This is a genomic window from Desulfovibrio ferrophilus, from assembly GCF_003966735.1.
Taxonomy (GTDB): Bacteria; Desulfobacterota; Desulfovibrionia; order Desulfovibrionales; family Desulfovibrionaceae; genus Desulfovibrio_Q; species Desulfovibrio_Q ferrophilus.
Map to the genome: position 1 here is coordinate 3,287,649 of NZ_AP017378.1, position 22,989 is coordinate 3,310,637.

24 protein-coding genes are annotated in these 22,989 nt (G+C 58.4%); 10 read left to right on the plus strand and 14 right to left on the minus strand.

Annotated elements, in window-relative coordinates; all coding sequences use genetic code 11:
• Positions 1-6 precede the first annotated feature (6 nt).
• Positions 7-525, minus strand: a complete 519-nt coding sequence (locus EL361_RS15080) for a bifunctional adenosylcobinamide kinase/adenosylcobinamide-phosphate guanylyltransferase (protein WP_126380778.1) — start codon at positions 523-525, stop codon at positions 7-9.
• Positions 510-1,421, minus strand: coding sequence for a cobamide remodeling phosphodiesterase CbiR (gene cbiR, locus EL361_RS15085; protein WP_126380779.1), 912 nt, complete (start codon positions 1,419-1,421; stop codon positions 510-512). Before cbiR ends, EL361_RS15080 begins: the two co-directional genes overlap by 16 nt.
• 2 nt (positions 1,422-1,423) lie before the next feature.
• Here cbiR and EL361_RS17140 point away from each other — a divergent pair, with 2 nt between their 5' ends.
• A complete protein-coding gene (locus EL361_RS17140; protein ID WP_172961781.1) occupies positions 1,424-1,570 on the plus strand; it encodes a hypothetical protein in 147 nt (48 codons plus the stop codon).
• Between the two features lie 48 nt (positions 1,571-1,618).
• Here EL361_RS17140 and EL361_RS15090 read toward each other — a convergent pair whose 3' ends face one another.
• The 3 genes from EL361_RS15090 to EL361_RS15100 all read right to left on the minus strand — a co-directional run bounded on the left by EL361_RS15090 (position 1,619) and on the right by EL361_RS15100 (position 7,058).
• Entirely contained in the window at positions 1,619-4,738 is a 3,120-nt protein-coding gene (locus tag EL361_RS15090) for a UvrD-helicase domain-containing protein (protein WP_126380780.1), read from the minus strand.
• Between the two features lie 218 nt (positions 4,739-4,956).
• Positions 4,957-6,165: a tryptophan synthase subunit beta gene (gene trpB, locus EL361_RS15095; protein ID WP_126380781.1), complete on the minus strand. Its 1,209-nt coding sequence runs from the start codon at positions 6,163-6,165 to the stop codon at positions 4,957-4,959.
• A 227-nt stretch (positions 6,166-6,392) separates the two neighbouring features.
• Positions 6,393-7,058, minus strand: a complete 666-nt coding sequence (locus EL361_RS15100; RefSeq protein WP_172961782.1) for a GntR family transcriptional regulator — start codon at positions 7,056-7,058, stop codon at positions 6,393-6,395.
• Between the two features lie 133 nt (positions 7,059-7,191).
• On the opposite strand from EL361_RS15100, the gene EL361_RS15105 reads away from it, so the two are divergent.
• On the plus strand, positions 7,192-7,779 hold the full coding sequence (locus EL361_RS15105) for a DUF459 domain-containing protein (RefSeq protein WP_126380783.1): 588 nt from the start codon (positions 7,192-7,194) through the stop codon (positions 7,777-7,779).
• A 244-nt stretch (positions 7,780-8,023) separates the two neighbouring features.
• Here the strand turns inward: EL361_RS15105 and EL361_RS15110 are convergent, their stop codons facing one another.
• Positions 8,024-8,935 (minus strand): hypothetical protein, encoded by a 912-nt coding sequence (locus EL361_RS15110; protein WP_126380784.1) that lies wholly within the window; start codon positions 8,933-8,935, stop codon positions 8,024-8,026.
• Between the two features lie 499 nt (positions 8,936-9,434).
• Complete coding sequence (gene rlmD, locus EL361_RS15115; RefSeq protein WP_126380785.1) at positions 9,435-10,805, minus strand: 23S rRNA (uracil(1939)-C(5))-methyltransferase RlmD; 1,371 nt, start codon at positions 10,803-10,805, stop codon at positions 9,435-9,437.
• An 86-nt stretch (positions 10,806-10,891) separates the two neighbouring features.
• On the opposite strand from rlmD, the gene EL361_RS17145 reads away from it, so the two are divergent.
• On the plus strand, positions 10,892-11,032 hold the full coding sequence (locus tag EL361_RS17145; RefSeq protein ID WP_172961783.1) for a hypothetical protein: 141 nt from the start codon (positions 10,892-10,894) through the stop codon (positions 11,030-11,032).
• 106 nt (positions 11,033-11,138) lie between these two features.
• Here EL361_RS17145 and EL361_RS15120 read toward each other — a convergent pair whose 3' ends face one another.
• Positions 11,139-12,140: a GlxA family transcriptional regulator gene (locus EL361_RS15120; protein WP_126380786.1), complete on the minus strand. Its 1,002-nt coding sequence runs from the start codon at positions 12,138-12,140 to the stop codon at positions 11,139-11,141.
• A 94-nt stretch (positions 12,141-12,234) separates the two neighbouring features.
• On the opposite strand from EL361_RS15120, the gene EL361_RS15125 reads away from it, so the two are divergent.
• Entirely contained in the window at positions 12,235-12,795 is a 561-nt protein-coding gene (locus tag EL361_RS15125; RefSeq protein ID WP_126380787.1) for a cysteine hydrolase family protein, read from the plus strand.
• 71 nt (positions 12,796-12,866) lie between these two features.
• Here the strand turns inward: EL361_RS15125 and rfbA are convergent, their stop codons facing one another.
• Positions 12,867-13,739: a glucose-1-phosphate thymidylyltransferase RfbA gene (gene rfbA, locus EL361_RS15130; RefSeq protein WP_126380788.1), complete on the minus strand. Its 873-nt coding sequence runs from the start codon at positions 13,737-13,739 to the stop codon at positions 12,867-12,869.
• 126 nt (positions 13,740-13,865) lie between these two features.
• On the opposite strand from rfbA, the gene EL361_RS15135 reads away from it, so the two are divergent.
• Both EL361_RS15135 and EL361_RS15140 read left to right on the plus strand, forming a co-directional pair.
• A complete protein-coding gene (locus EL361_RS15135; RefSeq protein WP_126380789.1) occupies positions 13,866-14,567 on the plus strand; it encodes a DUF1614 domain-containing protein in 702 nt (233 codons plus the stop codon).
• Positions 14,568-14,640: 73 nt separating this feature from the next.
• Complete coding sequence (locus tag EL361_RS15140; protein WP_232034806.1) at positions 14,641-15,453, plus strand: MogA/MoaB family molybdenum cofactor biosynthesis protein; 813 nt, start codon at positions 14,641-14,643, stop codon at positions 15,451-15,453.
• A gap of 93 nt (positions 15,454-15,546) precedes the next feature.
• Here EL361_RS15140 and EL361_RS15145 read toward each other — a convergent pair whose 3' ends face one another.
• A complete protein-coding gene (locus tag EL361_RS15145) occupies positions 15,547-16,320 on the minus strand; it encodes an IclR family transcriptional regulator (protein ID WP_172961784.1) in 774 nt (257 codons plus the stop codon).
• Positions 16,321-16,734: 414 nt separating this feature from the next.
• On the opposite strand from EL361_RS15145, the gene EL361_RS15150 reads away from it, so the two are divergent.
• The 4 genes from EL361_RS15150 to EL361_RS15165 are packed head-to-tail and all read left to right on the plus strand — an operon-like array spanning position 16,735 to position 20,342.
• Positions 16,735-17,742 carry a TRAP transporter substrate-binding protein gene (locus EL361_RS15150; RefSeq protein ID WP_126380791.1) on the plus strand — a complete coding sequence of 336 codons (1,008 nt, stop codon included), beginning with the start codon at positions 16,735-16,737 and terminating at the stop codon, positions 17,740-17,742.
• A complete protein-coding gene (locus EL361_RS15155; protein WP_126380792.1) occupies positions 17,742-18,251 on the plus strand; it encodes a TRAP transporter small permease in 510 nt (169 codons plus the stop codon). The genes EL361_RS15150 and EL361_RS15155 overlap by 1 nt, the downstream gene beginning before the upstream one ends.
• Positions 18,248-19,531 (plus strand): TRAP transporter large permease, encoded by a 1,284-nt coding sequence (locus tag EL361_RS15160; protein ID WP_126380793.1) that lies wholly within the window; start codon positions 18,248-18,250, stop codon positions 19,529-19,531. The genes EL361_RS15155 and EL361_RS15160 overlap by 4 nt, the downstream gene beginning before the upstream one ends.
• A 10-nt stretch (positions 19,532-19,541) precedes the next feature.
• Entirely contained in the window at positions 19,542-20,342 is an 801-nt protein-coding gene (locus EL361_RS15165) for a M15 family metallopeptidase (protein WP_126380794.1), read from the plus strand.
• Between the two features lie 119 nt (positions 20,343-20,461).
• Here EL361_RS15165 and EL361_RS15170 read toward each other — a convergent pair whose 3' ends face one another.
• The 4 genes from EL361_RS15170 to EL361_RS15185 form a co-directional block, all read right to left on the minus strand.
• Entirely contained in the window at positions 20,462-20,761 is a 300-nt protein-coding gene (locus EL361_RS15170; RefSeq protein WP_126380795.1) for an AzlD family protein, read from the minus strand.
• Entirely contained in the window at positions 20,754-21,455 is a 702-nt protein-coding gene (locus EL361_RS15175; protein ID WP_232034808.1) for an AzlC family ABC transporter permease, read from the minus strand. The genes EL361_RS15170 and EL361_RS15175 overlap by 8 nt, the downstream gene beginning before the upstream one ends.
• 131 nt (positions 21,456-21,586) lie before the next feature.
• Positions 21,587-22,453, minus strand: a complete 867-nt coding sequence (purU, locus tag EL361_RS15180) for a formyltetrahydrofolate deformylase (protein ID WP_126380796.1) — start codon at positions 22,451-22,453, stop codon at positions 21,587-21,589.
• Positions 22,454-22,457: 4 nt separating this feature from the next.
• Positions 22,458-22,937, minus strand: a complete 480-nt coding sequence (locus tag EL361_RS15185) for a pyridoxamine 5'-phosphate oxidase family protein (RefSeq protein WP_126380797.1) — start codon at positions 22,935-22,937, stop codon at positions 22,458-22,460.
• Between the last annotated feature and the right edge of the window lie 52 nt (positions 22,938-22,989).

Sequence of the window (22,989 nt, forward strand, 5' to 3'; positions counted from 1 at the left end):
TTGAGTTTACTCCGAAAGCCTCAGGGGGCGACCAGCCACGACCAGAACAACTTCGGAGCAACGCTCCGCCAGCCGTCTGTTGAGCTGTCCCATCCCGCGCACGAAAGCCCGCACTTCACGGGTTGCCGCCACAGGACCAAGGCCCGTCTCGCAGGAGACGAAGATTGCGCCGGTCTCCCCCAAGGAATCCACGGCGTTCAGGAGCGCCTGCTCCCGTTCGTTGATGCAGTCGGCCTGGGCACAGGCGTAGAGCCAGTAGTCCAGGCCTTCCACCAGAATGGTGGTGTAGTGTCCTGCCGCCTGAGCCAGGGCCTCGGGCAGGTCCAACGTCACTTCGCGTACGGGAATCTCGGGGCCGCGTTCCACGCGATGGCGCATGATGCGTTCCCGGAAGCCGTGATCCAGGGTCTGGGCCGTGGCGATGAGCAAGGCGGGGCCGGGGGCCTTGTGCAACAGGGCCAGGGCGTGATCGGACTTGCCCGATTTTTCCCCCCCCAGAATGAGTCGCCTTACACCAGCTTCCATTGTTCCATCCATTGGGCCAGCAATGCTGCCGAGTCGAAGAGGCCTTGCTCCCCGAAGATTTCCAGCATGACCGTGGTTTCCGGGCGTGAATGTTCAAGCAGGGCTTGTAACAGGATTTTGCCCTCGGGTCCCAGTGAGGTCAACGCTTCGTGTCGGGAACTCTTCCCGGGGGCATTGACGTGCAGCATACGTACGCGATTCCAGTCCGCCACACGGAGCAGGAACTGCTGTTCATAAGATAACATATGCCCCAAGTCCAGACACAGGGACAGGCCCAAATCGCCACTCACGCCTAGCAGCGCGTCGAGATCATTGCCTTCGATGTTCTCCAGCAGCAGGTCCCTGTTTTGTAGTCCGGCATTGTGCCACAAGGTGCAGAATCGTTCCAGTTCTCCTGTGGTTCCAGGGGGATGGAGTACGTAGAAGCGCGGGTTGAGAAAGGCGGTCTTGGTCACAAGATCCAGAGTAGCCTGAGCCGCGGCCTCTGCTCCCTGCGCCCAGGGCAGGTCCAGGGGCAGATGCACATGGTAGTCCAGATTCAATCCGGGCAGGTCCGGGGGCAGATCCTGGTCGCCGTAAGCCAGGCAGGAGTCCGTCTCGAACAGGCAGAGCCCGACCTCGGGGAACAGTCCCTCAAGAAAATGGCAGTTGGCGCCCACGGTATCCGGGATCACGAAGGAAGGGGCGGCCACGCGCCTGGGCAATCCCTTCAGCTTTGCGGCAATACGCCGATAAGATGAGTAGGAATTGGCTGCGGAAAGTGCCGGGTTTTCGGCGCTGGAGTGATGATTCATGACAGGCCTGTGACGGAACTCGCCGTCGGGTTTCAGGAAAGAGGACAGGGCATGGAATTTGCTGCCTTCCCGCAAAAGGCCGTCCTCCGGGACTGGAGGCATCAATGGTTGTCGTTAAACGTTTTTTGCAACATCACCTGAATCCCCTGCATATCTATTGCAGGCTGCGTGATGCGGGTATCAGGCCTCATCTGACCACCCGGATGTGTACGATCTACGAGCGCTGGGTGTATCGGTTTCTGGCCCTGTAGGGGCAGTGGTCCACCACCTTTCAGGCGTCCCACTTTGTCGCGTTCGGGCTAGTCCCCGCCTCCCAAGAGATCCAACTGCTTTTCCTGACGCACCTTGCGTCCCACCAGTGTCGTCTTGGCGAATGTCTCATCAGGCAGTTCGAGCAGATAGCGCGTGGGCGTGGGCAGCAGCTCGCGTCCGTAGAGGTCGCGTTTGTCCGCGTGGGAGAGATAGAGCATGGATTTGGCGCGTGTCATGCCCACGTACAGCAGGCGCCGTTCCTCGGCCAGATGCTCGTCCGCCATGGGGGCAGCCTGCTTGCCGGATAGGAATTCACTGCCCGCAAAGGGCAGGATGCCATCCTCCAGGGCGGGCAGGAATACGGCCTCGAATTCAAGACCCTTGGCGGCATGGAGGGACATGATCTGGATTTTTTCGGCCTTGGCGCGGACCATGTCCAATTCGCTTTGCAGATGCACCCAGTTCAGCAACCCCGGCCAGCCGCCCAACTCCGTATACAGCTTGTCGAATTTCTTGAACTGCGGGCTTGTCCAGAACAGGTGGTCAAAGGGCGGGTTGGATTGCAGATATGCGGCCAGCCCCACGGGCCCCTTGAGCAGGACACGTTCGGGAATATCCAGGGTATCGGCATTGGCCTCGGGGGCGCCCACGATGCCCAGTGTGCGTCCGGCAGCGTCCAGAATGGCGGTCATGCGCGGCTCCACCCAGAAGGCTTCGGCTTCGGGCACCGAGCAGGGCAGGCCCAGCCTGTCGAGGGTGGTGCGCAGGGGGGGGATGAGTCCCTTGAAGCGCACCAGGACGGCAATGTCGCCGGGTGACAACGTGCCCTCTGTGGTGTTGTCGGCCAGGGAATGGCTGGTGGAGCCGATAAGCTCGCGGATACGTTCGCCGATCCAGGCGGCTTCACGCGCCCCGTCCGGGGCATTAAAGAGCCGGATGTCGGCTTTCACATCCCTGTTGGCCTTGAGCTTGGGCGAATGCGGAACCAGAGGGGCGGTTACATCCAGCACTTCCTGAGCCGAACGGTAGTTTTCGCCCAGGGTGATGGTCGTCAGCTGCGGCCACCACTGGCGGAATTTTTCCTGCACGTCGCCAGCCGCACCCCGGAAGGAATAGATGGACTGATTGGGATCGCCGATAGCGAAGATCCCCTCGCCTCCCTTGCAGGCCAAGGCCTTGATCAGTCTGAGTTGCAGGACTGACAGATCCTGAACCTCATCCACAAGGATGTGGGTATAGGGGTTGGCCCAGATCTCAGCCTCGATCTGTTCAAGCCAGAAATTCAAGAGATCCGTGTAATCGGTCTGATTCCAGGATTCCTTGGTCTTGGTGTAGGCGTGGAAGTGGTCGGCCAGATCACCGGGTGGGTTCTGCATCCGCTCGCGGGCCAGATTGACCTGTTGCCATGCTTCTTTCAGGGGTTTGCCCAGCAGGCCGGTGGCTTCGGCAAAGACCCGGCGTGCGCCTTCCTCGGACAGGACCGTGGGGGCCTCACCGTAGGAATCCACCCAGCATTCATAGGCCATGGCGTGCATGGTGTCCGCTCGGGGCAGGGCCTTGTTCTCGCCGCGCAGATCCAGCAGCCGCTTGGACAATTCGCCTGCCGCACGGCGGGTGAAGGTCAGGGCCAGGATATGGCGCGAGGAATCGCGTTCGCCCAGCAGGCGGCCGATGCGTCCCATCAGCGTCTGGGTCTTGCCCGTGCCCGGGCCAGCCAGCACCAGCACCGGGCCGGGGCCGGCATCAATGGCGCGCTGCTGAGGGGCATTGTATGAAATGGGGGTTCCGGAGAGCAGGGACAGGGGGCGTACCTCGGGCTTGAGGCCTGTGCCGGGCAGAGGCCGGACCATGGGAGGGCGTGCCGCAGGCATCTTGATCAGTGATCCGCCATCCTTGATCTCGGATTGTTCCTGAGGGCTGAAGACCGAGATGGATCCGTACTGGCCGTCAAACCCGGGGTTTCGGTAGACCTCGCCCCGGCGCATGCGGCCAATGCCCTCGGCCAGTGGCGTGGAGACCTTGGCAATGTCTTCCAGGGGGATGTCCTGCAATATGGCCAGTTCGGAACCGAAGCGGGCAATGAGTCGTCCATAGAAGGCTTTGACCTTCTTGCTGCCGGAGCCAAAGCCCAGAATCTCGGAAACGACCTCGGGCAGAGGGATCAGGGATGTGAATCCCGGCGCATCGGCGGGCTGCTTGGGCTGCTCGCGGTCAGCCAGCTCCACGATCCGGTGCAGGACACCCACGGTCAGCGGCTTGCCGCAGACCGGGCACAGGCCGCCGCAGGACAGTGTCTGCTGCGGCTCCATGACCACGCCGCAGTTGCGGTGCCCGTCCAGGTGGTATTTGCCCTCTTCGGGGAAGAATTCCAGGGTGCCCAGAAATTTGTGGCCCAGGGCTTCGCCGCGCAGTGCTCTGTATATCCCCTCGTAGGAGATTTCGCCGGAGAAGAGATTGGCCTCGCGGGCCAGTTTTTCACCGGAATGCGCGTCGGAGTTGGAGATCATGCGGTAGCGGTCCAGGGCGGAGATCATCCAGTTCATCTCCGGGTCCGAGGAAAGTCCCGTCTCCATGGCAAAGATTTCGCCGGCCAGATCCCCATAGCATTCCTCAACGGAGTCGAAGCCGCTCTTGGAGCCGAACAGCGAGAACCACGGGGTCCAGATGTGGGCGGGAACGAGAAAGGCCTGCGGGTCGGTCTCCAGCACCATCTCCAGCAGGTCGTGCGAGTCCAGCCCCAGGATGGGCCGACCGTCGGACTTCAGGTTGCCCACCTGTTCCAGACGCTGGTTGAAGGACTTGGCCTTGTCCAGACTGGGCATGAATACCAGATTGTGCACCTTGCGGGTCTTGTTGTGGCGCTTGTAGATGGAGCTGATTTCCGTAACCAGCATGAACCGGGTCTGCCCGGTCAGGGGGTAGCCGTCCAGGAACGGGGTTTCGCGTTCCAGGCGTCGATTGTCCTTGAGGGTGTAGAGCCCGGCACCGTCCGGTTCCAGATGCTCCTCGATTTCGGCAATCCATTCAGGATGGGTGAAGTCTCCGGTGGCCAGCACGTCCAGGCCCTTGATGCGAGCCCAGGCGGCAAGCAGCCGCAGGTTCAGCTTCTTGCTTGTGGCCCGGGAGAACCGGGAGTGGATGTGCAGGTCTGCTCGAAAGATTTCCATGCTCTGGGGGTGGTTGCGGGGTTCATCAAGAACATTGGGACTATAGTCGTCACAGCCATGCCCCGCAAGTGGAAAGGGGAGTGCCCCGGGGAAGAATGGCGCCTGTTGCCAAGAAGCGTAGACGGGCTGGCGAGGTGAAGGGGAATTTATCGTACAGGGTGAGGGGCTGAAAATGCCATGCGGGGTGCCTGGAGGGTACCCCGCATGGCAGAAGTTGTTTAGACCGGGGCCTGGATTTGGCCAGCACTGAGCATTTCCTCGATCTGGGCCACGTCCTTGTCGCCGCGTCCGGACAGGTTGATCAGGATGATCTTGTCCTTGTCCAGAGTGGGGGCGAGCTTCATGGCGTGGGCCAGAGCGTGGGCGGATTCCAGAGCCGGGATAATGCCCTCGGTGCGCGACAGGGCAAAGAACGCTTCCACGGCTTCGGCATCGCTGGCCGTATAGTATTCGGCGCGGCCGATGTCTTTCAGGTAGCTGTGCTCGGGGCCGACGCTGGGGTAATCCAGCCCGGCGGAGATGGAATACACAGGTGCGGCTTCGCCCTTTTCGTCCTGCAACATATAGGACGTGAAGCCGTGCAGGACGCCGGGGGTCCCCAGGGTCAGGCTCGCGGCGTGGTCACCGGGGGTCAGGCCGCGGCCCGCAGGCTCCACACCGTGGATTTTGACCTGCTCGTCACCCAGGAAGTCCGCGAACAGACCGATGGCGTTGGAGCCGCCGCCCACGCAGGCGACGAGATAGTCGGGCAGGCGGTTTTCCAGTTCCATGATCTGTTCCTTGGCCTCACGGCCGATCACGGCCTGGAAGTGTTTGACCATGGCCGGGTAGGGATGTGGCCCCACAGCGGAACCCAGCAGGTAGAAGGTGTTCTGGGCGTCCTGAATCCACAGGCCCAGGGCCTCGTCAACGGCCTCCTTCAGGGTGCGCTGGCCGCTCATGGCCGGGACCACGTCGGCGCCCATCATGCGCATCCGGAAGACGTTCAACTTCTGGCGCTCGATGTCTTCGGCCCCCATGACGATGGTGCATTCCATGCCCATCAGTGCGGCGGTGGCCGCAGTGGCAACGCCATGCTGACCCGCACCGGTTTCGGCGATGATCTTCTTCTTGCCCATGCGCTTGGCCAGCAGGATCTGGCCCACGGTGTTGTTCACCTTGTGTGCGCCCAGGTGGTTCAGGTCTTCACGCTTCAGGTAGATTTTTGCTCCACCCATGGCCTTGGTCAGATTCTCGCAGAGATACAAGGGCGAGGGGCGACCGGTGTAGTGCCGCTGGTAGTATTTGTATTCCTCGATGAACTCGGGATCGTCCTTGTATTTGTCAAAGGCAGCGTTCAGGTCGTCCATCACTGCGATGATTTCCGGGGGCAGGAACTGTCCGCCGTGGTCACCGAAAAAGCCTTTTGCGTCGGGAAGCTGGGTCATGATGATTACTCTCCTTTGGGTGGGCAACCGAACCGTGGGGCCAAACAAAAAACCGCGGCTGGTTTCCCTGCCGCGGTTGGTCTGTTGCTTAGTCAAAAACTAGTTGTGTCGTTAAACGCAAGCACTACCACGCGGCCCTGTCGAGCAGGGCCACCACCAGAATAGATTGATAAGGGCGGTGTGGGCGGTATGCATGAGCGGACCATGCCCGCAACGCGGGGGCTGTGTCAAGTCTCGGTACCGTTGTCCATTTTCAGGGCGTTGTAGGAGAACTCCACCAGGTAATCCAGTAGTGCCTCGGATGCGGCCACGGCCAGGGTTTCGTCTCCACGGGCCACGGCCTGCATGATGTCGGCATGGCGGATGGCCCCGTCCATGATGGTGCCACTGCGCCTGATATACAGGAACCAGAATCGGCGTGAGAGACCGTGCAGCGGGCTCATGACGCGAGCGAAATAGTCGTTGGTCGTGGCTTCGGACAGGATTTCGTGGGCCTCGCGGATATACTCCAGCAGGGCGACGTGGTCTTCGTTTTCGGCAGCGGCAATCATGGCGTCGGCAAGATGCAGCATCCGGCGCTTCTGTTCCACGGTGCCACGCAGGGTGGCGTAGTGTATACAGAGAGGCTCAAGCCCCCGGCGGACCTCCAGCAGCTTCAGCTGGTTCTCCACCGTAACCTGTGGGAAACGAACGCCGCGGCGTGGGTGGATTTCCACCATTTTGTCGTGGCAGAGGCGTTGCAGGGCTTCGCGCACAGGGGTCCGGCCCATGTTGAGCATGGTGGCCAACTGCTTTTCAGAGTACATGACCCCGGAATCCAGCTCGTTGAAAATGATCATGCGTTCCAGAATGGAACGGGCCTCTTCGGCCAGGGTGGTCGATTTCTTTTTCATGGTTCCCTCGATGATTGGTGCTATCTTTCGTTGCACCAAAAGTTGGGTTTTGGCAAACCAGAGGGGTGATGGGAACGTGTTTGCATCATTACGCGGACCCACCGCGACCATTGCATAAGACAAGGAGTCAGTCATGGTGATCTGCTTTTTTGGGGATTCGCTGGTCAACGGCACCGGGGACAGCGCCTGTCTGGGCTGGGCCGGTCGGATTTGTGTTCCTCTCATGGCTTCGGGCCGGACGTTGACCTACTACAACCTCGGGGTGCGCAAGCAGGCCACGCGCGAAATACTGCCCCGTTGGGAGGGCGAGTTCGAACAGCGCAGGCTTGAAGGCTTCGAGTCCCGGCTGGTTTTTGCCTTTGGTACGGCGGATACGGCCATTCTCGATGGCAGGCGGCATGTGCCGCTGGATGAAACCCGCGACAATGCCCATGCCATCCTGTCTCGGGCCACAGGCCTTGCTCCGGTGCTGTTTGTGGGGCCGCCGCCTGTGGCCGATGAAAGCCATACAGCCCGAAACCGCGAGATCAACAGCGTGCTGGGAACGGTCTGCGCCGAGCTGGGTGTGCCGTATCTGGATGTGTTTTCAAGGCTGGCGGCTTCGGACGGTTATCTTCAGGATGTGCGCCGCAATGACGGGGTGCATCCTACGGGGTTTGGGTATGGCTTGATTAGCGAGATGGTTTCGGGGTGGCCGGGGTGGCAGGAGTGGTTTGTGTAGTTGTTGGCCGTCCATAAGCAGCCGTCTGCGGTGTTAAGTGAATTGTTAGCGAGTCTTCGAGCTTACAAGACCTTATGCCCTAGGTGCGCTTCACGAAAAAACGGGTTCTCGCGTATGCCTGATACGCGTCAAGCCCGTTTTTGTTTGCTCCTGGCATCCGACCACTTCTGAACGGCCAACGGGGAAGGGCGAAGTTGGTGCGCCGCTTGCCGAATAGGGAGTTAGTATGCTGTCCCCGTTGATTTTATAATAGATCCTCAACAGTGTCTTGAGCGGCAATAAGAAACCCTAATCCTTCATTGAGTAATAATTGTTTGCGGAAGCTATCACTCTCCAAAGCCTGCATTCCAACCCCCTGGGCAAGTTTTGCAACGTCAAGCAAAGCCTCTTGTTCGGTGCATGACATCCATTTAAAGGCGATGCTTGGAAGGCGGCCTGCAACTTTCAGAATCAATTTTCTCCAGAATGCACCCCGTTCTAACTTTAGCTTTCGGTTTAGGTCTTCAAGCTGTGGGATAATGGTGGTCTGGGCTAAATATTTTGCCTCAGCACAAACATCATCCAAAGAAGCTCCTGAACTTATTGCAGAGCGAATACTTGGTGCTAGAGAATACATTGCTGTTCGAAACGGGCCGAGCTGATCCTTCAAAAGCTCTCTTGCTTCTAAAATATCGTATGAGTTTAGTGTGCTAAAAGACGGAAGCGTTAAGTCCAAGGACTGAATAGCAAGTGCACTGGCCTGTAAATCTGCACAACTATTAACGTTGAATTTTGCGAGCATATATAGAGGGACAGGAGTTTCAATTTTCCATGTCGCAGGGACTGCACCTTCTTCTGAACAACATTTTAAAGCCATGCCTGCAACGTTTAGATCAAAGTATCTTTCAAACTCTTCATCCTCTAGCCCTACATAGCTTGAGGGGTATTCAGTAGCTATGATTTCATCGAGAAAAAATTCTTCTCTGAGATCAATGACTCCTTCATGAATAAGCGGGTCCTCAAACTCTCCTGTTATCCCCCACCCTCCGCCACAACCAGTATGAGCAATTGGAAAATGCAATACAACCCTGTCAAATAGGAGGCAGAAAAGAGTTTTTAAGCGTTGATCTTCCAAAATATCCAATGGATAAGAGGCCGCTACCCATTCTTGGCTCAACTTTCAGCCCTCCAATAAAAGTACTTCAACTCTATCGTGCTTCTAGTGGCATAGTTATGTATAGATAAAGATTAGTCTGTATGCAACAAGCGCAAAGCTACGGAGCTAGCAAAGCCAAAAATAATTAGAAATTAGGGGGCACCATGCCTATTTCTTTTCTTCTGCTAAAGCTCGTTGCATGGGGTTAGCGGAGGAATGGTAGGATGCCCCCGTGTCCGACAGGTAACAGCCACCCAAAATCAGGCACAAAAAAAGCCCGCCTGAAAACGCCATGGCGGACAGGGTGGCTGCGTGGGGGCTAGAAGTGCCCGAGGGGATGAGGCGAAGGGGAACCTCCTGCGGAGGCTCCCCGAAAGATCTTAGTACTCGCCGTTTTTCCAGGACTGCTTGATGTAGAACAGGCAAAGGCCAACACCAACAATACCGAGGATGAACCAGAAGTAATCCATAGCGCGCTCCCTTTCGTTGAAATATTCACAAACTCCATACAGTGGAATTGTCACGATTTCAAGCGTTCCAGCAAAGCGACGCATTCGATGTGCGGGCTGTGCGGGAACAGGTCAAAGGGCCAGGCCTCGGTCAGGGCATAATCCCCGGACAATTGCTTGATGTCGCGGGCCAGGGTCGACGGGTTGCACGACACGTAGACGATGCGTTCGGGAGCAAGCTCCAGAAGTGCCGCCGCGGCATCGGGGTGCATGCCGGAGCGCGGAGGGTCGGTGACCACAACGTCGGGCTTCTGCTCAAGGGTTTTCAGTTTTTCCAGAACATCCCCGGCAATGAACGTGCAGTTGGTGAATTCGTTGAGCTTGGCATTGGCTTCGGCGTCGCGCACGGCAGCGGGCACGGTTTCGATCCCGGTGACCGATGCGGCCTGTTTGGCCATGGCCAGTCCCAGTCCTCCCGATCCGCAGTACAGATCAAGAACGTGTTCGGTGCCCGTCAGTCCTGCGGCTTTGCACGCAGCGGCGTAGAGCAGTTCGGCTGCCGGGGTGTTGGTCTGGAAAAAGGAATCTGCGGAGATCCGGTAGCGGATGTCGCCCACCTGCTCCATGACGTATCCATCACCGGTGCGAAAGACCTGGCGTTCGCCGTGGGCAATGGCGGAGCGGGCCTTGCGGGTGGAGTGAACCACCGTGGTCAGGGCCGGGAACCGCTGGTGCAGATCGTCGGCCAGGGAACGGATTGCACCGCCGTCCTGAGCCTGGGACGTAATGATCTGGACCATGGTCTGCATGGTGGTCTTGGTCTCGCGAATCACCAGGAATCGCCAAAGTCCACGCCGGGTGCGGGGATCATAGCTGGGGATGCTCGTGCGGCGGCAGAATTCGCGGACGTGGCGTACGATTTCGGCGCACTGGGGCGAGGGCAGATGACATTCCTCGATGTTCACGATGCGCTCGGAGCCCTTGCGGTGCAGGCCGAGAGACAGCGGCCCTGACTCGGAACCTCCGCCGGCAAAGGCGAATTCCATCTTGTTGCGGAAGCCACGCAGTTCCGGGGATGCCTGTGCCGGGTGAATCTTCGGGGCTTCGATGCGGGCAATGCGCGTCAATTGGTCGCCAACGTGCTCGGTCTTCCATTTGAGTTGCTCGGCGTAATCCAGGTCCTGGAATTGGCAGCCACCGCATTTGCCGAAGTGCAGGCAGAAGGGCTGGGTCCAGTGCGGGGTCTGCTCCAGGACTTCATCGACGTCGGCTTCGGCAAAGCGCTTGGCCGCCTTGGTGACTGTCGCGCGGACCTTCTGGCCGGGCAGTGCGCCATCAACGAAAACAACGAAACCTTCGGTTCGGGCAATGCCTCGTCCACCGAAAGCCATGCGTTCCACGTTCAGTTCCAGAGTCTGTCCTTTGTGAAAAAATTCGCTCATTGTACTTTTCCCTGGCCCAGTGGCTTGACTTTTTGGATTTTTCAGACAATTTTCTTCGGGCGAAACGCCAACGAAGGAGTAGAAATATGGGTGTTGTTCTCGAACTGGCTACCAATGCATGGCATAGCACTTCCCAGGGTATGCTGGGTGTGAGTCTCATTTTTATTTACATGGCTGTTATTGTTGGTGTTGCACTGATGCGCATCAAACAGCACGGCCACCACTAAGCCCGATCCGAGGCGTCGGTTTCCAATAAACCGCGCGCATCGTCAAGTTGTATTTCCAAGACCAATACGCGGGACTCGATCCTGGCGTATTGGTCTTTTTGCGTCCTCAGCCCGCCTTGCCCAACCGTGTCTCCAGTAGTGAAAATCTCGCCCGGTAGCGCCCGGGCGGTACTCCGGTCACGGCCTTGAACCGTCTGCGAAAGGCCGTGGAATCTGCATATCCACAGGCTTCTGCCACTTCATCCACGCTGTGATTCGTGCTTTCCAGCAGCCTTTTGGCTGTCTCCATCCTCAAGCGCTGCAAATATTCGCTCGGGCTGTCACCCGTGGCCTTGGTGAAGTGCCGGGTAAACGTCCGTAGCCCCAGGCCCGCAACCTCTGCCATGGCGGGAACGGTGATCGGGCGGGTGTGATGCTCCTCCAGCCAGTTCTGAACCGTTTCCACTTGCTTGTCACCGTGGCCTTTCTGGCCAGCGAAGATGCGATACGGTGACTGGATGTCCCGTTGGGGGTCGATGAGCAGCAGCTTGGAGCAGGTTGCCGCCAGTTCCGTGGAGCCGAATCGTCCTGCCAGATGCAGGGCCAGATCGAGGTAGGCGGTAACCCCTCCTGCACAAATCGTATCCCCATTATCCACTAGCATGCGCTCGGGCTTGAGGTCCACGTCTGGGTATCTCGTTTGGAAGCTGTCCACCAGCGCCCAATGGGTCGTGGCCTGCCGTTTGGTCAACAGGCCGGCTTCGGCCAGCAGAAAGGCACCGGCACAGACCGAGCAGATCACGGAACCTTTGCTGTGGGAGTTGCCTATCCAGCGCAGAGCACGCTTGTTCTCCAGGGCGGCGTCCAGCCCGTTCATGATGGCCGGGACGATGATCATGTCCGGCACTGGACGCTCGCCAATGGAGGAGGATGGTGCCACGGCCTGTCCGCTGTGAGCGGTCACAGGCTTACCGTCGGTTGTGACGATGTCCACCGGGGTGAACAAGGCCCTGCTACCCATGTCGCGCCAGAGGCTATCGGCGGTCATGAGGACGTCCAAAGTGCCCACCACGCTGGAGTGGACACAATGGGGCAGGGCAAGGATGGCGACGGATGGCATAAAAGGCATTGTCCTATTCTGCAAGCAATTTGTCAAATCAGACACTTCCGGGCCCCAAAAAGAGAAGCTATTGATGGAAAAACTTCAAGCACAGGAGGCTGCCATGCAGACAGAACAGAAGACAGCACTGGTTATTATTGACGTGCAAAACGACTATTTTCCTGGGGGGCGATGGGCATTGGAAGGAGCTGAGGCCGCGGGAGAGCGTGCCCGACAGGTGTTGGGCCGCTGCCGAGAGCAGGGGGTGCCGGTGTTTCATGTCCGGCACAGCGCTCCACAGGGCTCTCCACTGCTGGAAGTGGGGACCTGGGGTGCAGATATCCATCCCTGCGTGACCCCGGACCGGGGCGAGACCGTGATCGTGAAGACCAAACCCAATTCATTTCTGGGTACGGATTTGCAAATCGGTTTGCAGGAGGCAGGGGCCACGCATCTGTTCGTCGTGGGCATGATGACGAACAATTGTGTGGACTCCACGGTGCGCGGTGCGGTGGAGATGGGATATACCTGTACCGTACTGCATGATGCCTGTGCGGCCATGGCTTTTGAATTTCAGGGTGAATCGCTGACAGCAGCCGTGGTTCATTCGGTGTTCATGGCCGAGTTGGCCTTTGCCTATGGCGAGGTGATGAGCACGCAGCAGTGGTTGAACAGGATGAACTGACAGGTTCTGCCAAAGAAAAAGCCGTTGCGGATGAGCTTCCACAACGGCTTTAGAAATAGTCTAAAGAAAGTTTAAGATTGGTCGTCTGCCAGATCGACCAGATATTTCCCGTAGCCGGTCTTGGCTTGGGCCTCGCCCAGTTCGCGCATCTGGGCCAGAGTGATGTAGCCCATGCGCCAGGCGATCTCTTCCAGGCAGGCCACGACAACGCCCTGGCGTTCCTGCACGGCCTGGACGAAATTGGCGGCCTGAAGCAGGGATTCATGGGTTCCGGTATCCAGCCAGGCCAGCCCGCGACCGAAGAATTCCACCTTCAGGTTGCCGCGCCTGAGATATTCGTTGTTCACGTCCGTGATTTCCAGCTCGCCACGTTTCGAGGGCTCAAGCCCCTTGGCAATCTCCACCACGCTGTTGTCGTAGTAGTACAGGCCTGTGACCGCGAATTTGCTTTTGGGCTTTTCGGGTTTTTCCTCGATGCTGATCACGTTATTCAGATCATCGAATTCCACCACGCCATAGCGCTCGGGGTCTTTGACCTTGTAGCCGAAGATGATGCCGCCTTCTTCCAGGCGGGCGCAGGTCTGCAGGGTGACGGACAGGCCCTGGCCGTAAAAGATGTTGTCGCCCAGCACCAGGCACACGGAGTCGTCGCCGATGAAATCCTCGCCCAGGGTGAAGGCCTGGGCCAGTCCTTCGGGCTTTGGCTGTTCCTTGTAGCTGATGGACAGGCCCAGTTGCGAGCCGTCGCCGAACAGTTCTTCAAAGCGCTGCAGGTCATGCGGCGTGGAAATGATCAGGACTTCGCGGATGCCGGAAAGCATCAGCGCCGAAAGCGGATAGTAGATCATGGGCTTGTCGTAGATGGGCAGAAGCTGCTTGCTCACCGCGCGGGTGATGGGGTGCAGCCGCGTACCCGAGCCGCCGGCAAGGATGATACCTTTCATGGACACTCCGGGAATCGTGCTTAGGTTTTACTTCGGCCAAGGCATTGATTACCCTGCGAAGCTCTTGGGAAATTATATCATTTTCTCCGTGAGCGAAACCCCCGGCCTCTGCCGGATTGGCAACCTATGCGACCGTATTTTTCCTTTCCCTTCGTGATTATGGCGGCTGTGGGCTTGTTCCTGCTGCTGGGTCTTATATTCATTCTCGTGCAGGTGGGGCTGGTGACCGTGGCCTTTGCCAAATTGGGCATGAGCCCCGGGCAGGCCCTGTTGTGGCTCCTGTTTACACTCATTGGCAGCGGAGTGAATCTGCCGCTGTACAAGACCAGTCGCCTGGTGCGGCGCCCCGTATTGAGAGGCCAGTTTTACCAGTTCGGCACGGGTGCCCCTTTGCGCATGGAGACCGAGACCGAACTGACGGATCAGGTGGTGGCCGTGAATGTGGGCGGTTGTGTCATCCCCTGTCTGCTGTCGTTGTATTTTCTGTCCAACATCGGGCTGGAAGCCGGGACGCTCTTGGCCGTGGCGGCCACGGGCGCGCTTTGTTATGCTCTGGCCAGACCGATTCCGGGCAAGGGCATCGGCATTCCGGTCTTGCTGCCGCCTTTGGGAGCGGCTTTGGCTGCACTGCTGATGGCACCGCCCGAGGTCAGCCCTCAGGTGGCCTACATCGCGGGGAGTATCGGTACATTGCTGGGAGCGGACGTGTTGCATCTGGTGACCCCCAAGACCAAGGCCCTGCTCGACGCGCCCATGCTTTCCATTGGTGGAGCAGGCACTTTTGACGGAATTTTTCTGACGGGTATCATTGCCGTGCTGCTGGCCTAAACAGCGTTTTGTTTTCAGGCTGACCAACAAAGGCTGTTGTCGAACGGCCCCGCGGACAGAAGAGGATATTACTATGAACGAATCCTATGCCCCTTTCACCTTGGCCGTATCTCTGGATCTCCAACTGGATGCCGGAGAAACCATCATCGCTGCCCCGGCTGGGGCGCTGGTTCCGAATCCGGGGCTCATGGCACCGGATGGCTTGCCTGAACTGCCTGCGGGCGCGCATATCGGGCAGGAGGAATGCCCCGGCGATTTGCTGGTGGAATCCGCCCTGTGGTTGCCGCCCAGCGGTCCGGCGGACCCGGCCCGGCGTGGACTGCTGTTGCGTGCACTGACCCCCGTGGAATTTCCTGCCGGGAGCATGGACGCCATTGCCAAGCGCCAGGGCATGGCCGTGGCCGTGGTCATCCTGAGTGATAAGGGCTCGCGTGGCGAGCGCAAGGACGAATGCGCTCCGCTCATCCATTCCCTCCTGAACGGCAAGCTCGATATCTGTCATTCTCGGGACTGGATCATCCCTGACGATCCTGCGACCCTGAAGGCCCTGCTCACGGATTTGTGCCTGACCCAGCGCTATGACTTGGTGCTGACCAGCGGCGGTACGGGAGTGGCGCCCCGTGATCTGACCCCGGAGGCAACGCTGGCGGTCATCGAGAAACGTCTGCCCGGTTATGAGCGGGCCATGACTGCCGCAAGCTTGACCAAGACCCCGCATGGGGCCATTTCCAGAGCGGTTGCAGGAACCCTGGGCGGCTCGCTGATAGTCAACCTGCCCGGCAGCCCCAAGGCTGTGGCAGAAAATCTGGAGCCGTTGGTGCCCACCCTGAACCATACCATCATGAAACTTCAGGGCGATCCCACCGACTGTGCATTGATCAAGTGATTGATATGGCCCGGAAGGGGCCATCAAAAGGAAGGAAAAAACGAGGGGCGCTGAGAAAGCGCCCCTTTTCAATGCCGTGGTCCATGCGTTGGTCTAGAATTGTGCCCCGATGATTCCTGCCACCTCGAGAGCCACGGGTGCCAGCTCCTGCTCCGCCCGTTCCTCGGGCCATTCCGAAAGCTTGGCGGAGATGTACACGGCGGCCAGAGGTGTGCCCTGTGCATTGATGACAGGGGCAGAGACTGCGATCTCGCCAGCCAGGAATTCCTGGCTGGAAACGCAGTAGCCCTTCTCGCGGACCCGCTCCACAAGCGTCATGTTGGCCTCGGTGCCGAGCACGGTGTGCGGGGTGATGGGATTGTGCTCCGAGCGGTCCATGATATCGAGCACATCCTTGTCGTCCATGTGGGCAAGGATGGCGCGCGCACCGCAAAAGGCCGGGATGCGCCGGCCCGGAAGGGTACTCTCGAACAACAGGAAACGTTGTGGCAGCCGGACCAGATAGATGAGGTCCAGGCCATCGAGAGTGCCCAGATACATGGAGTTGCCGGTGCGCTCTCGTGCTTCGAGCAGAAATGGGGTGGCGATCTCCACCAGCCGGTTGCCCCTGAGGAAATTGTAGCCCAGCGTCATGACGCGCGGGGTCAGGGTGAAGCGCTTGGTGGTCTGGTCCTTGGAGAGGTAGCCCAATTGCTCCCATGTATGAAGGAATCGCTGGACCGCGCTGCGATTCAGGCCGGTGATTTCCGTGATCTCTGTCAGGCCGAGGCTTTTGCGGTTGCCGTGAAAGGCTTCGAGAATGCACATCCCCCTGTCCAGTGAGGCCACAAACAGCGCGTCGTTCCGTTTCTTGATATCTTGTGCCATGCCTCTCTCTTGGGTTTCATGTCCGTGGCCCGTCCTAATCATCTTGGCAATTCTATACTGTTTTACCCAAAATTTCATCCCCATTGCGCATCATTCGTTGCTTGACATTTGTAGCTGAGCGGATAGATTGCTGATAAATACAAAGTATTGTAATGCAATAAAACTTACGCAAATGTAGGTTCAGGGAGACAATTGTCTTGCAAGAGAAAGGGATGGTAAGGGAGTGCCGCCCCGATCTCCATTATCCACTGCGTATACAACCCGTTGCGGATAATGATGCATAGCAACCCCAAGCCATTGACATCGCAGGACATGGGGCCTGGCTGCCGACAGAATGGACAGTGCAGCAACTCCATGAGATGCAATGCCGCGCGGTATACGCCTTGCTTAACCCTTAGACGAGGAGACGACTTCATGAAACGCTTCGCCATGATCCTTTTGCTGGTCCTGACCCTCCCGGCCAGTGCCCTGGCCGCAACATCCATCAAGATGAGCTACAATGGGCCACCCAGCGGGGATGACAACGCAGTGCATGCCTTTGCCACCACGTTCAAATCTCTGGTGGAAAAGAGCACCAATGGCGACATCGAGATCAAGCTTTTCCCCAACAGCCAGTTGGGCAACGAAGAGCAGCGCATGGAACAGACCATGAGCGGTCCGGTGATCAACGTCGCTTCCTACGGTGGGATGCAGACCGTGTTCCCCGAAATGTTTGCCACCAATATTCCGTTCCTGTTCGATAGCTACAAGGCCGCACACATCTTCTTTGATGGTGGCGCGTTCATGGAAAAGGCCGTCAAGACCCTGCGCGAGCGTACCGGCATCGAGCTGCTTGAAGTGGTTGAAGAGGGTGGTTTCCTGGCCTTTACCGGCAACAAGCCCATCCATTCCCCCGCGGACTTCAAGGGCCTGACCTACCGTGCCATGGATACCAGTCAGGTGGCCATGTACGAGGCTTTTGGCGCCGCTGGTACTCCCATCCCCTGGACCGAGGTTTACCTTGCCCTCAAGACCGGCGTTGCCGATGGTCAGATGAATCCTCCTACCTACATCATCATGGGGAGCCTCTATGAGGTGCAGAAGCATCTCTGTCTGGCCAATGTGCAGTACTCCGACCAGTTCCTGCTCATGAACGGCGAGCTGCTGGATTCTCTTCCTGCCGTACAGCAGAAGGCTCTGCGTCAGGCCGCCCGCGAGGCCAATGCCAAGACCCGTGAATTTGTGGAATCTCAGGTTGATCAGCGTGTGGAATTCCTGGCTTCCAATGGCATGACTGTATACACCCCCACCGCTGCCGAATTGGCCGAGTTCAAGGCCTTGGGCAGCCCTTCCTATGTTGAATGGCTGAAGGCGCAGGTTGCGCAGGAGTGGATTGACCTGGCCCTGTCCGAGGCCAAGAAGGCTAACCACGAGGCCAAGTAATGAGTCCATTTGCCTCCTTATGTAAGAAGGCTTCTGACGTATTGGAGCGCCTCTGCCTGATCGGGGCAGGGGTGCTCCTCGTCGTCAATCTGGCCGATGTCATGCTCGGGGTCTTCGGCAGGTTCTACCGTCCGCCCATGTGGACCATGGACCTGGCCAAGATCACCCTGGTCTGGATGGTGATGCTTGCGGCTGCTCCCGCATTGAAGCGTGGCGAGCACATGGCCATCGAGATTATCGTCAACAAGCTACCTGAAAACATGCGCTGGCTGGTCATCTGGCTGCGACGCATTGTGTTTGTCTGCGTGTTGGGTGCCATGATCATTCTGGGTTTCCAGTACGCTTACAAGCTGCGCATGCTGACCATCATGACCTTGGGCATCAAGAAAGCCATTCCGCTCCTGGCCATTCCCGTGGGCATGAGTCTGATGCTTCTGGAATATACGCTGGGGCAGTTCATCCCACCCGGCGCACCTGAGAACGAAAACCTCGAGGGGGGCACGTCATGAGCATTGTTCTGATGCTAGTCTTCTTCGTCATGCTCGTGACCGGTTTGCCACTATTCGCCGCTATGCTGACCACGGCTTTTGCCGGGTTTGCCTATGTGGGTGATTTCTCGCAGTTCCGGCTCATGATTCAGCAGTTCTATGGGGGAATGGAGCCTTTTTCCCTGTTGGCCATTCCTTATTTCATTCTGGCTGGCGAACTCATGGGCTGTTCGGGGCTGACCCCCCGGCTGTTGCGTTTTGCCGAAGCCCTGGTGGGGCACCTGAAGGGTGGATTGGGGTATGTCACTGTGGTGGCCAGCATCATCTTCGCGGGTGTCAACGGTTCTGCCGCAGCCGATGCTTCGGCTGTGGGGTCCATCATGATCCCGGCCATGAAGAAAGGTGGCTATCCCGATTCCTACGCTGCGGGTCTGACCGCGGGCAGTTCACTCATTGGACCCATCATCCCGCCCAGTATCTTCATGATCCTGTTCGGCGCCATGACCAAGACCAATGTGGGCGCCCTGTTCATGGCTGGCGTGGTCCCCGGCATCCTGTTGGGCGTGGCTTTCATGATTATGCACCGCGTCAATGCGGGGCGCCTGAATCTGCCGCGCGTGAATACCCGCTTTTCCACCATGGGTCTGCTCAAGGCCAGTTGTGGTGCGATTACCGCCCTCATTGCTCCCGGTATCATTATCGGCGGCATCCTCTTTGGCTTCATGACTCCTACCGAGTCAGGAGCCGTGGCTAGCTTGTATGTGCTGCTGGTGGGTTTCCTGTGGACCCGTGAGTTGGATATGAAGGGCGTGCTCAAGGCCCTGTCCAACACCGTGCGCCTGACCAGTGTCATCTTCGTGGTCATTGGCGCAGCGACCATTGTGGGCTGGATTCTCTCTTCGGAGCAGGTGCCTCAGGCCATGGCTCCCGTGGTTTTGAAATATGCGACAACCCCGTCCATGGTGCTGCTGCTGATCAGTGTGATCATCTTCGTGGTGGGCATGTTCATGGAGGAAATCGCGGCCCTGGTGCTGTTGACTCCGGTGTTCAGTCCTCTGGCCATGGCCGCAGGCATTGACCCGTTGCACTTCGGCATCGTCATGACCCTGAATATCACCATCGCGTTGATTACGCCGCCCATGGGCGCATGCGTCTACATCGTTTCTTCGGTGGGCAGCGTGCCTCTGGAGAAGATGTTCAAACATATATGGCCGTTCGTCCTCGTGGCGCTGGCCTGCCAACTGATGCTTATCTTCGTGCCGTCCATCTCGCTGTGGCTGCCACGCATGCTCGGTTATTAGGGGCTGAATCATGAATGAGACCATCCATACCGACGGCAACCATTGCGCCGTCCTCTCCGTACAGGATGCGCCGCCGATCAAGGCGGTAGAGAAGCCCTCCTGGGATACCGTGTTCACCACATCCGTGGCTGATTGTGGCGAGGCGCTTGTGCCGTTGTCATTGGCACCGGAGCGGTATCTCGTGCGCCCGGCCTATCACGCTGCGGGTATCCCCGGGGCATTGTCCGAGTGTTATGCCCGTGACGGTGTCCGCAAGCGGCTGCTGATCGCACAGGATCTGTTGCCTTCAAACCTGCGCCTGATCATTCTGGATACCTGGCGAAGCGTGGAGGTCCAGACGTCGCTGTTCACCCAATGCAAGGCGTCTCTCAAACGTGTGCATTCAGGGCTGGACGATGAGGCCCTGGAAAACATGACTTCTCGGTTTGTGGCCCTGCCCAGTCTGGATGAACGGCGGCCTTCGCCGCACGTCACCGGTGGGGCTGTGGATTTGGCTTTGGCCACTACCGACGGGTCTCCTCTGTGGTTCGGCGCAAGCTTTGATTATCCCGGTCCCGTGTCCTACACGCGTCATTTCGAGGAACTCCTGGAACAGGGAGAGACTCTGGATGTGCGCGAGAACGAAGCCTTGCATAATCGCAGGTTGCTGCACCATGTCATGCTTCAGGCCGGATTCGTTAACTATCACGGCGAATGGTGGCATTACGAATATGGAACCCAGCGTTGGGCCTACATCAAGGGATTGGACGAGGCCAAGTACAGCGTGAGTAAACCGAACTTGAATCCATTCGAATCGTTTGCCCAAGCCTAAGACCTGAGGCAGACGGTGACAACGTCCTCTCTGTTCCCCCGTTCAAGGAGAAGTCTCTTTGGGCGGGGGAATTTTTATGGAAAGAGGAGCAGGTGTGGAATCTGATGTTGCCTGGCGGCTTACAGCACTTGGCGCAAGGCCCAGACAAGACCGATGCCCACGCCCATGGATAGGGGCAGATTTCTGGTCTTGGCTGCCACAGCCAGTGTGCCCAATGCGGCTAGGGCCTCGGCAGGGCCCTGGGTGAAGGCGGCCGGGGCGATGATGGAGATGAGCACTGCTCCCGGGATGGCGGACAGGAAGGCCTCGGCCCGGGGGGTGATGCGTATCCTGTTGGTAATGAACAGGCCCGCCGCACGGGTCAGATAGGTGACTGCGGCCATGGCCGCGATGGTCAGCATTGGGGTGGCATCAGTCATGGCGCAAGGCTCCTGTCAGCCCCCCAGCCAATCCGCCAGCAAGGATGTACCATTTGCCCGGCAGCAGCAGCGATCCGATAATTGCCACCACGGCCGCTGCGATCCAGATGGGCAGGTCGGATTTGCCCCGCCATAGTCCTGCCAGTAGCGCAATGAACGCGGCTGTGAAGGCGAAGTCCAAACCGTAGCGTGTCGGGTCGGGCACCATGGATCCGGCCAGCAGTCCCCCAAGCGAAGCCGAGAGCCAGGTGGCGAACAGCACCAGCCCGGAGCCGAGCATGAAGGCTCCACGGCGATGACCATCTGCAAAATCCTTGATGGTCAATGCCCAACTCTCGTCCACCATGAAATACATGCTGCCATAGGCCTGAAGCGGCGATAGCCGCGAGAACCATGGCTGTATGGCTGCGCCCATGAGCACATGGCGCAGATTGACAATGAAGGCCATGACGATGAGTGCCCCCACGGGCAGAGGATCGATCCACAGGTCCAGTGCCACGAACTGCGAGGCGCCGGCAAAGACCAGTGCACTCATGGCCGTGACCTCGCCGGGGGTCATGCCTGACTGGCCTGCCAGCATGCCGTAGACCAGCCCGTAGATCGCCACCCCCATGGCTACGGGCAGGGTCTTGATGGCTCCGGCGCGCAGGCCTTGCACATCAAAGGTCATGGGATGCTGGGGAGATGCATTCACGGGGGAATCCTGTGGCCTGATGGTTCCGAGGGTGGTCGATGATAGAACATGAGTGCTGCCCGGGCAACAGCAAAAAGAAAACCCGCCGGGCGTAAGCCTCCGGCGGGTATGAATGTTCTGTGGCTGTTGGGCTATTCGAAGACGATGGTCTTGTTGCCCGCCAGAATGATGCGGTCTTCCAAGTACCATTTCACGGCGTTGGCCAGGATGGTGCGTTCAAGGTCCTGTCCCAGGTCCTTCATCTTTTCAATGCTGTGGCGATGGGAGACTCGCGCCACGTCCTGTTCGATGATGGGCCCGGCATCCAGTTCCTCGATCACATAGTGAGCGGTGGCTCCGATGAGCTTGACGCCCTTTTCGTAGGCCTGACGATACGGGTCCGCTCCCACGAAGGCGGGCAGGAATGAGTGGTGGATATTGATGATCTGCTGCGGGAAATGGGAGACGAAGTCCCCGGATAGGATTTGCATGTAGCGGGCCAGCACCACCAGATCCACCTTGCCTTCCATGAGCTCCAGCATGGCTTGCTCGCTGGCCCCCTTGTCGCCCTTTTTGACCGGGATGTAGTGGAAGGGAATGCCGTAGGCCTCCACATCTTCCTTCAGGTCCGGGTGATTGCTGATGACCATGGCGATTTCGGTGTCCAGCTTGCCGCGTTTGTAGAGCCAGAGCAGTTCCTGCAGGCAGTGGTCGAATCTGGAGACCAGGATGGCCGTGCGCTTGATATTGGCACCGTAGCTGATGTGCCATTGCATTTCGAATTTGGGGGCGATGACTTCGGCGAAGGCCTTTTCCAGGGCTGGGGCCGAGATGTCCATGTGTGGGGTCTGGAATTCCAGGCGCATGAAGAAATTTCCGCCTTCAGCGTCTGTGGAATACTGGTCCAGAGTGGTGATGTTTACCCCGTGGGAATAAAGAAAATTGGTCACCGAGGCCACAATGCCGGGTTTGTCCGGGCAGGTGATCAGCAGCCGGGCGATGTTCTTGAGATGATCCATGTGTTTAGCCGTTCCATCCGTGTTTTGCGCCGCGCATGGATTCAATGTCCAGGCGAATGACGGCGGTCTTGGCCAGGGCCTTTTCCAGAAAGTCCCCGTCCTTGAAGGTGGTGTCCGAATAATGGGCCATGATGATTTTCAGGCCCGCCAGTTTCTCCTCCGCGTTTTCCAGAAAGGCTGCTGTACCGTAGCCCACGATGCTGCGGAAACGCATGGTAAAGCCACAGGGAGCGTCGGCCTCGATCAATGCCACATCCGTTTCCATCTCAAAGCAGACTCTGGGGTTGGCGCGCAGCATGTCGGCCTTTTTCCCCTTTTGCGACGAGTGCAGATACAGACAACCCTCGCCGATGCCGTAGTTCATGGGCACCACATAGGGTTCGTTATCCGCGCACAGGCCAAGACGCAGGATCTTGGACCGTTCGAGCACATATTGCAGTTCTTCCTGGTCTGTGATTTCACGATTTGGCTTGCGATCGATCATGGTGCGCTCCTCCTTGTCGGCGATACCGTAAGGGGTTTGTATTCCAACTGCG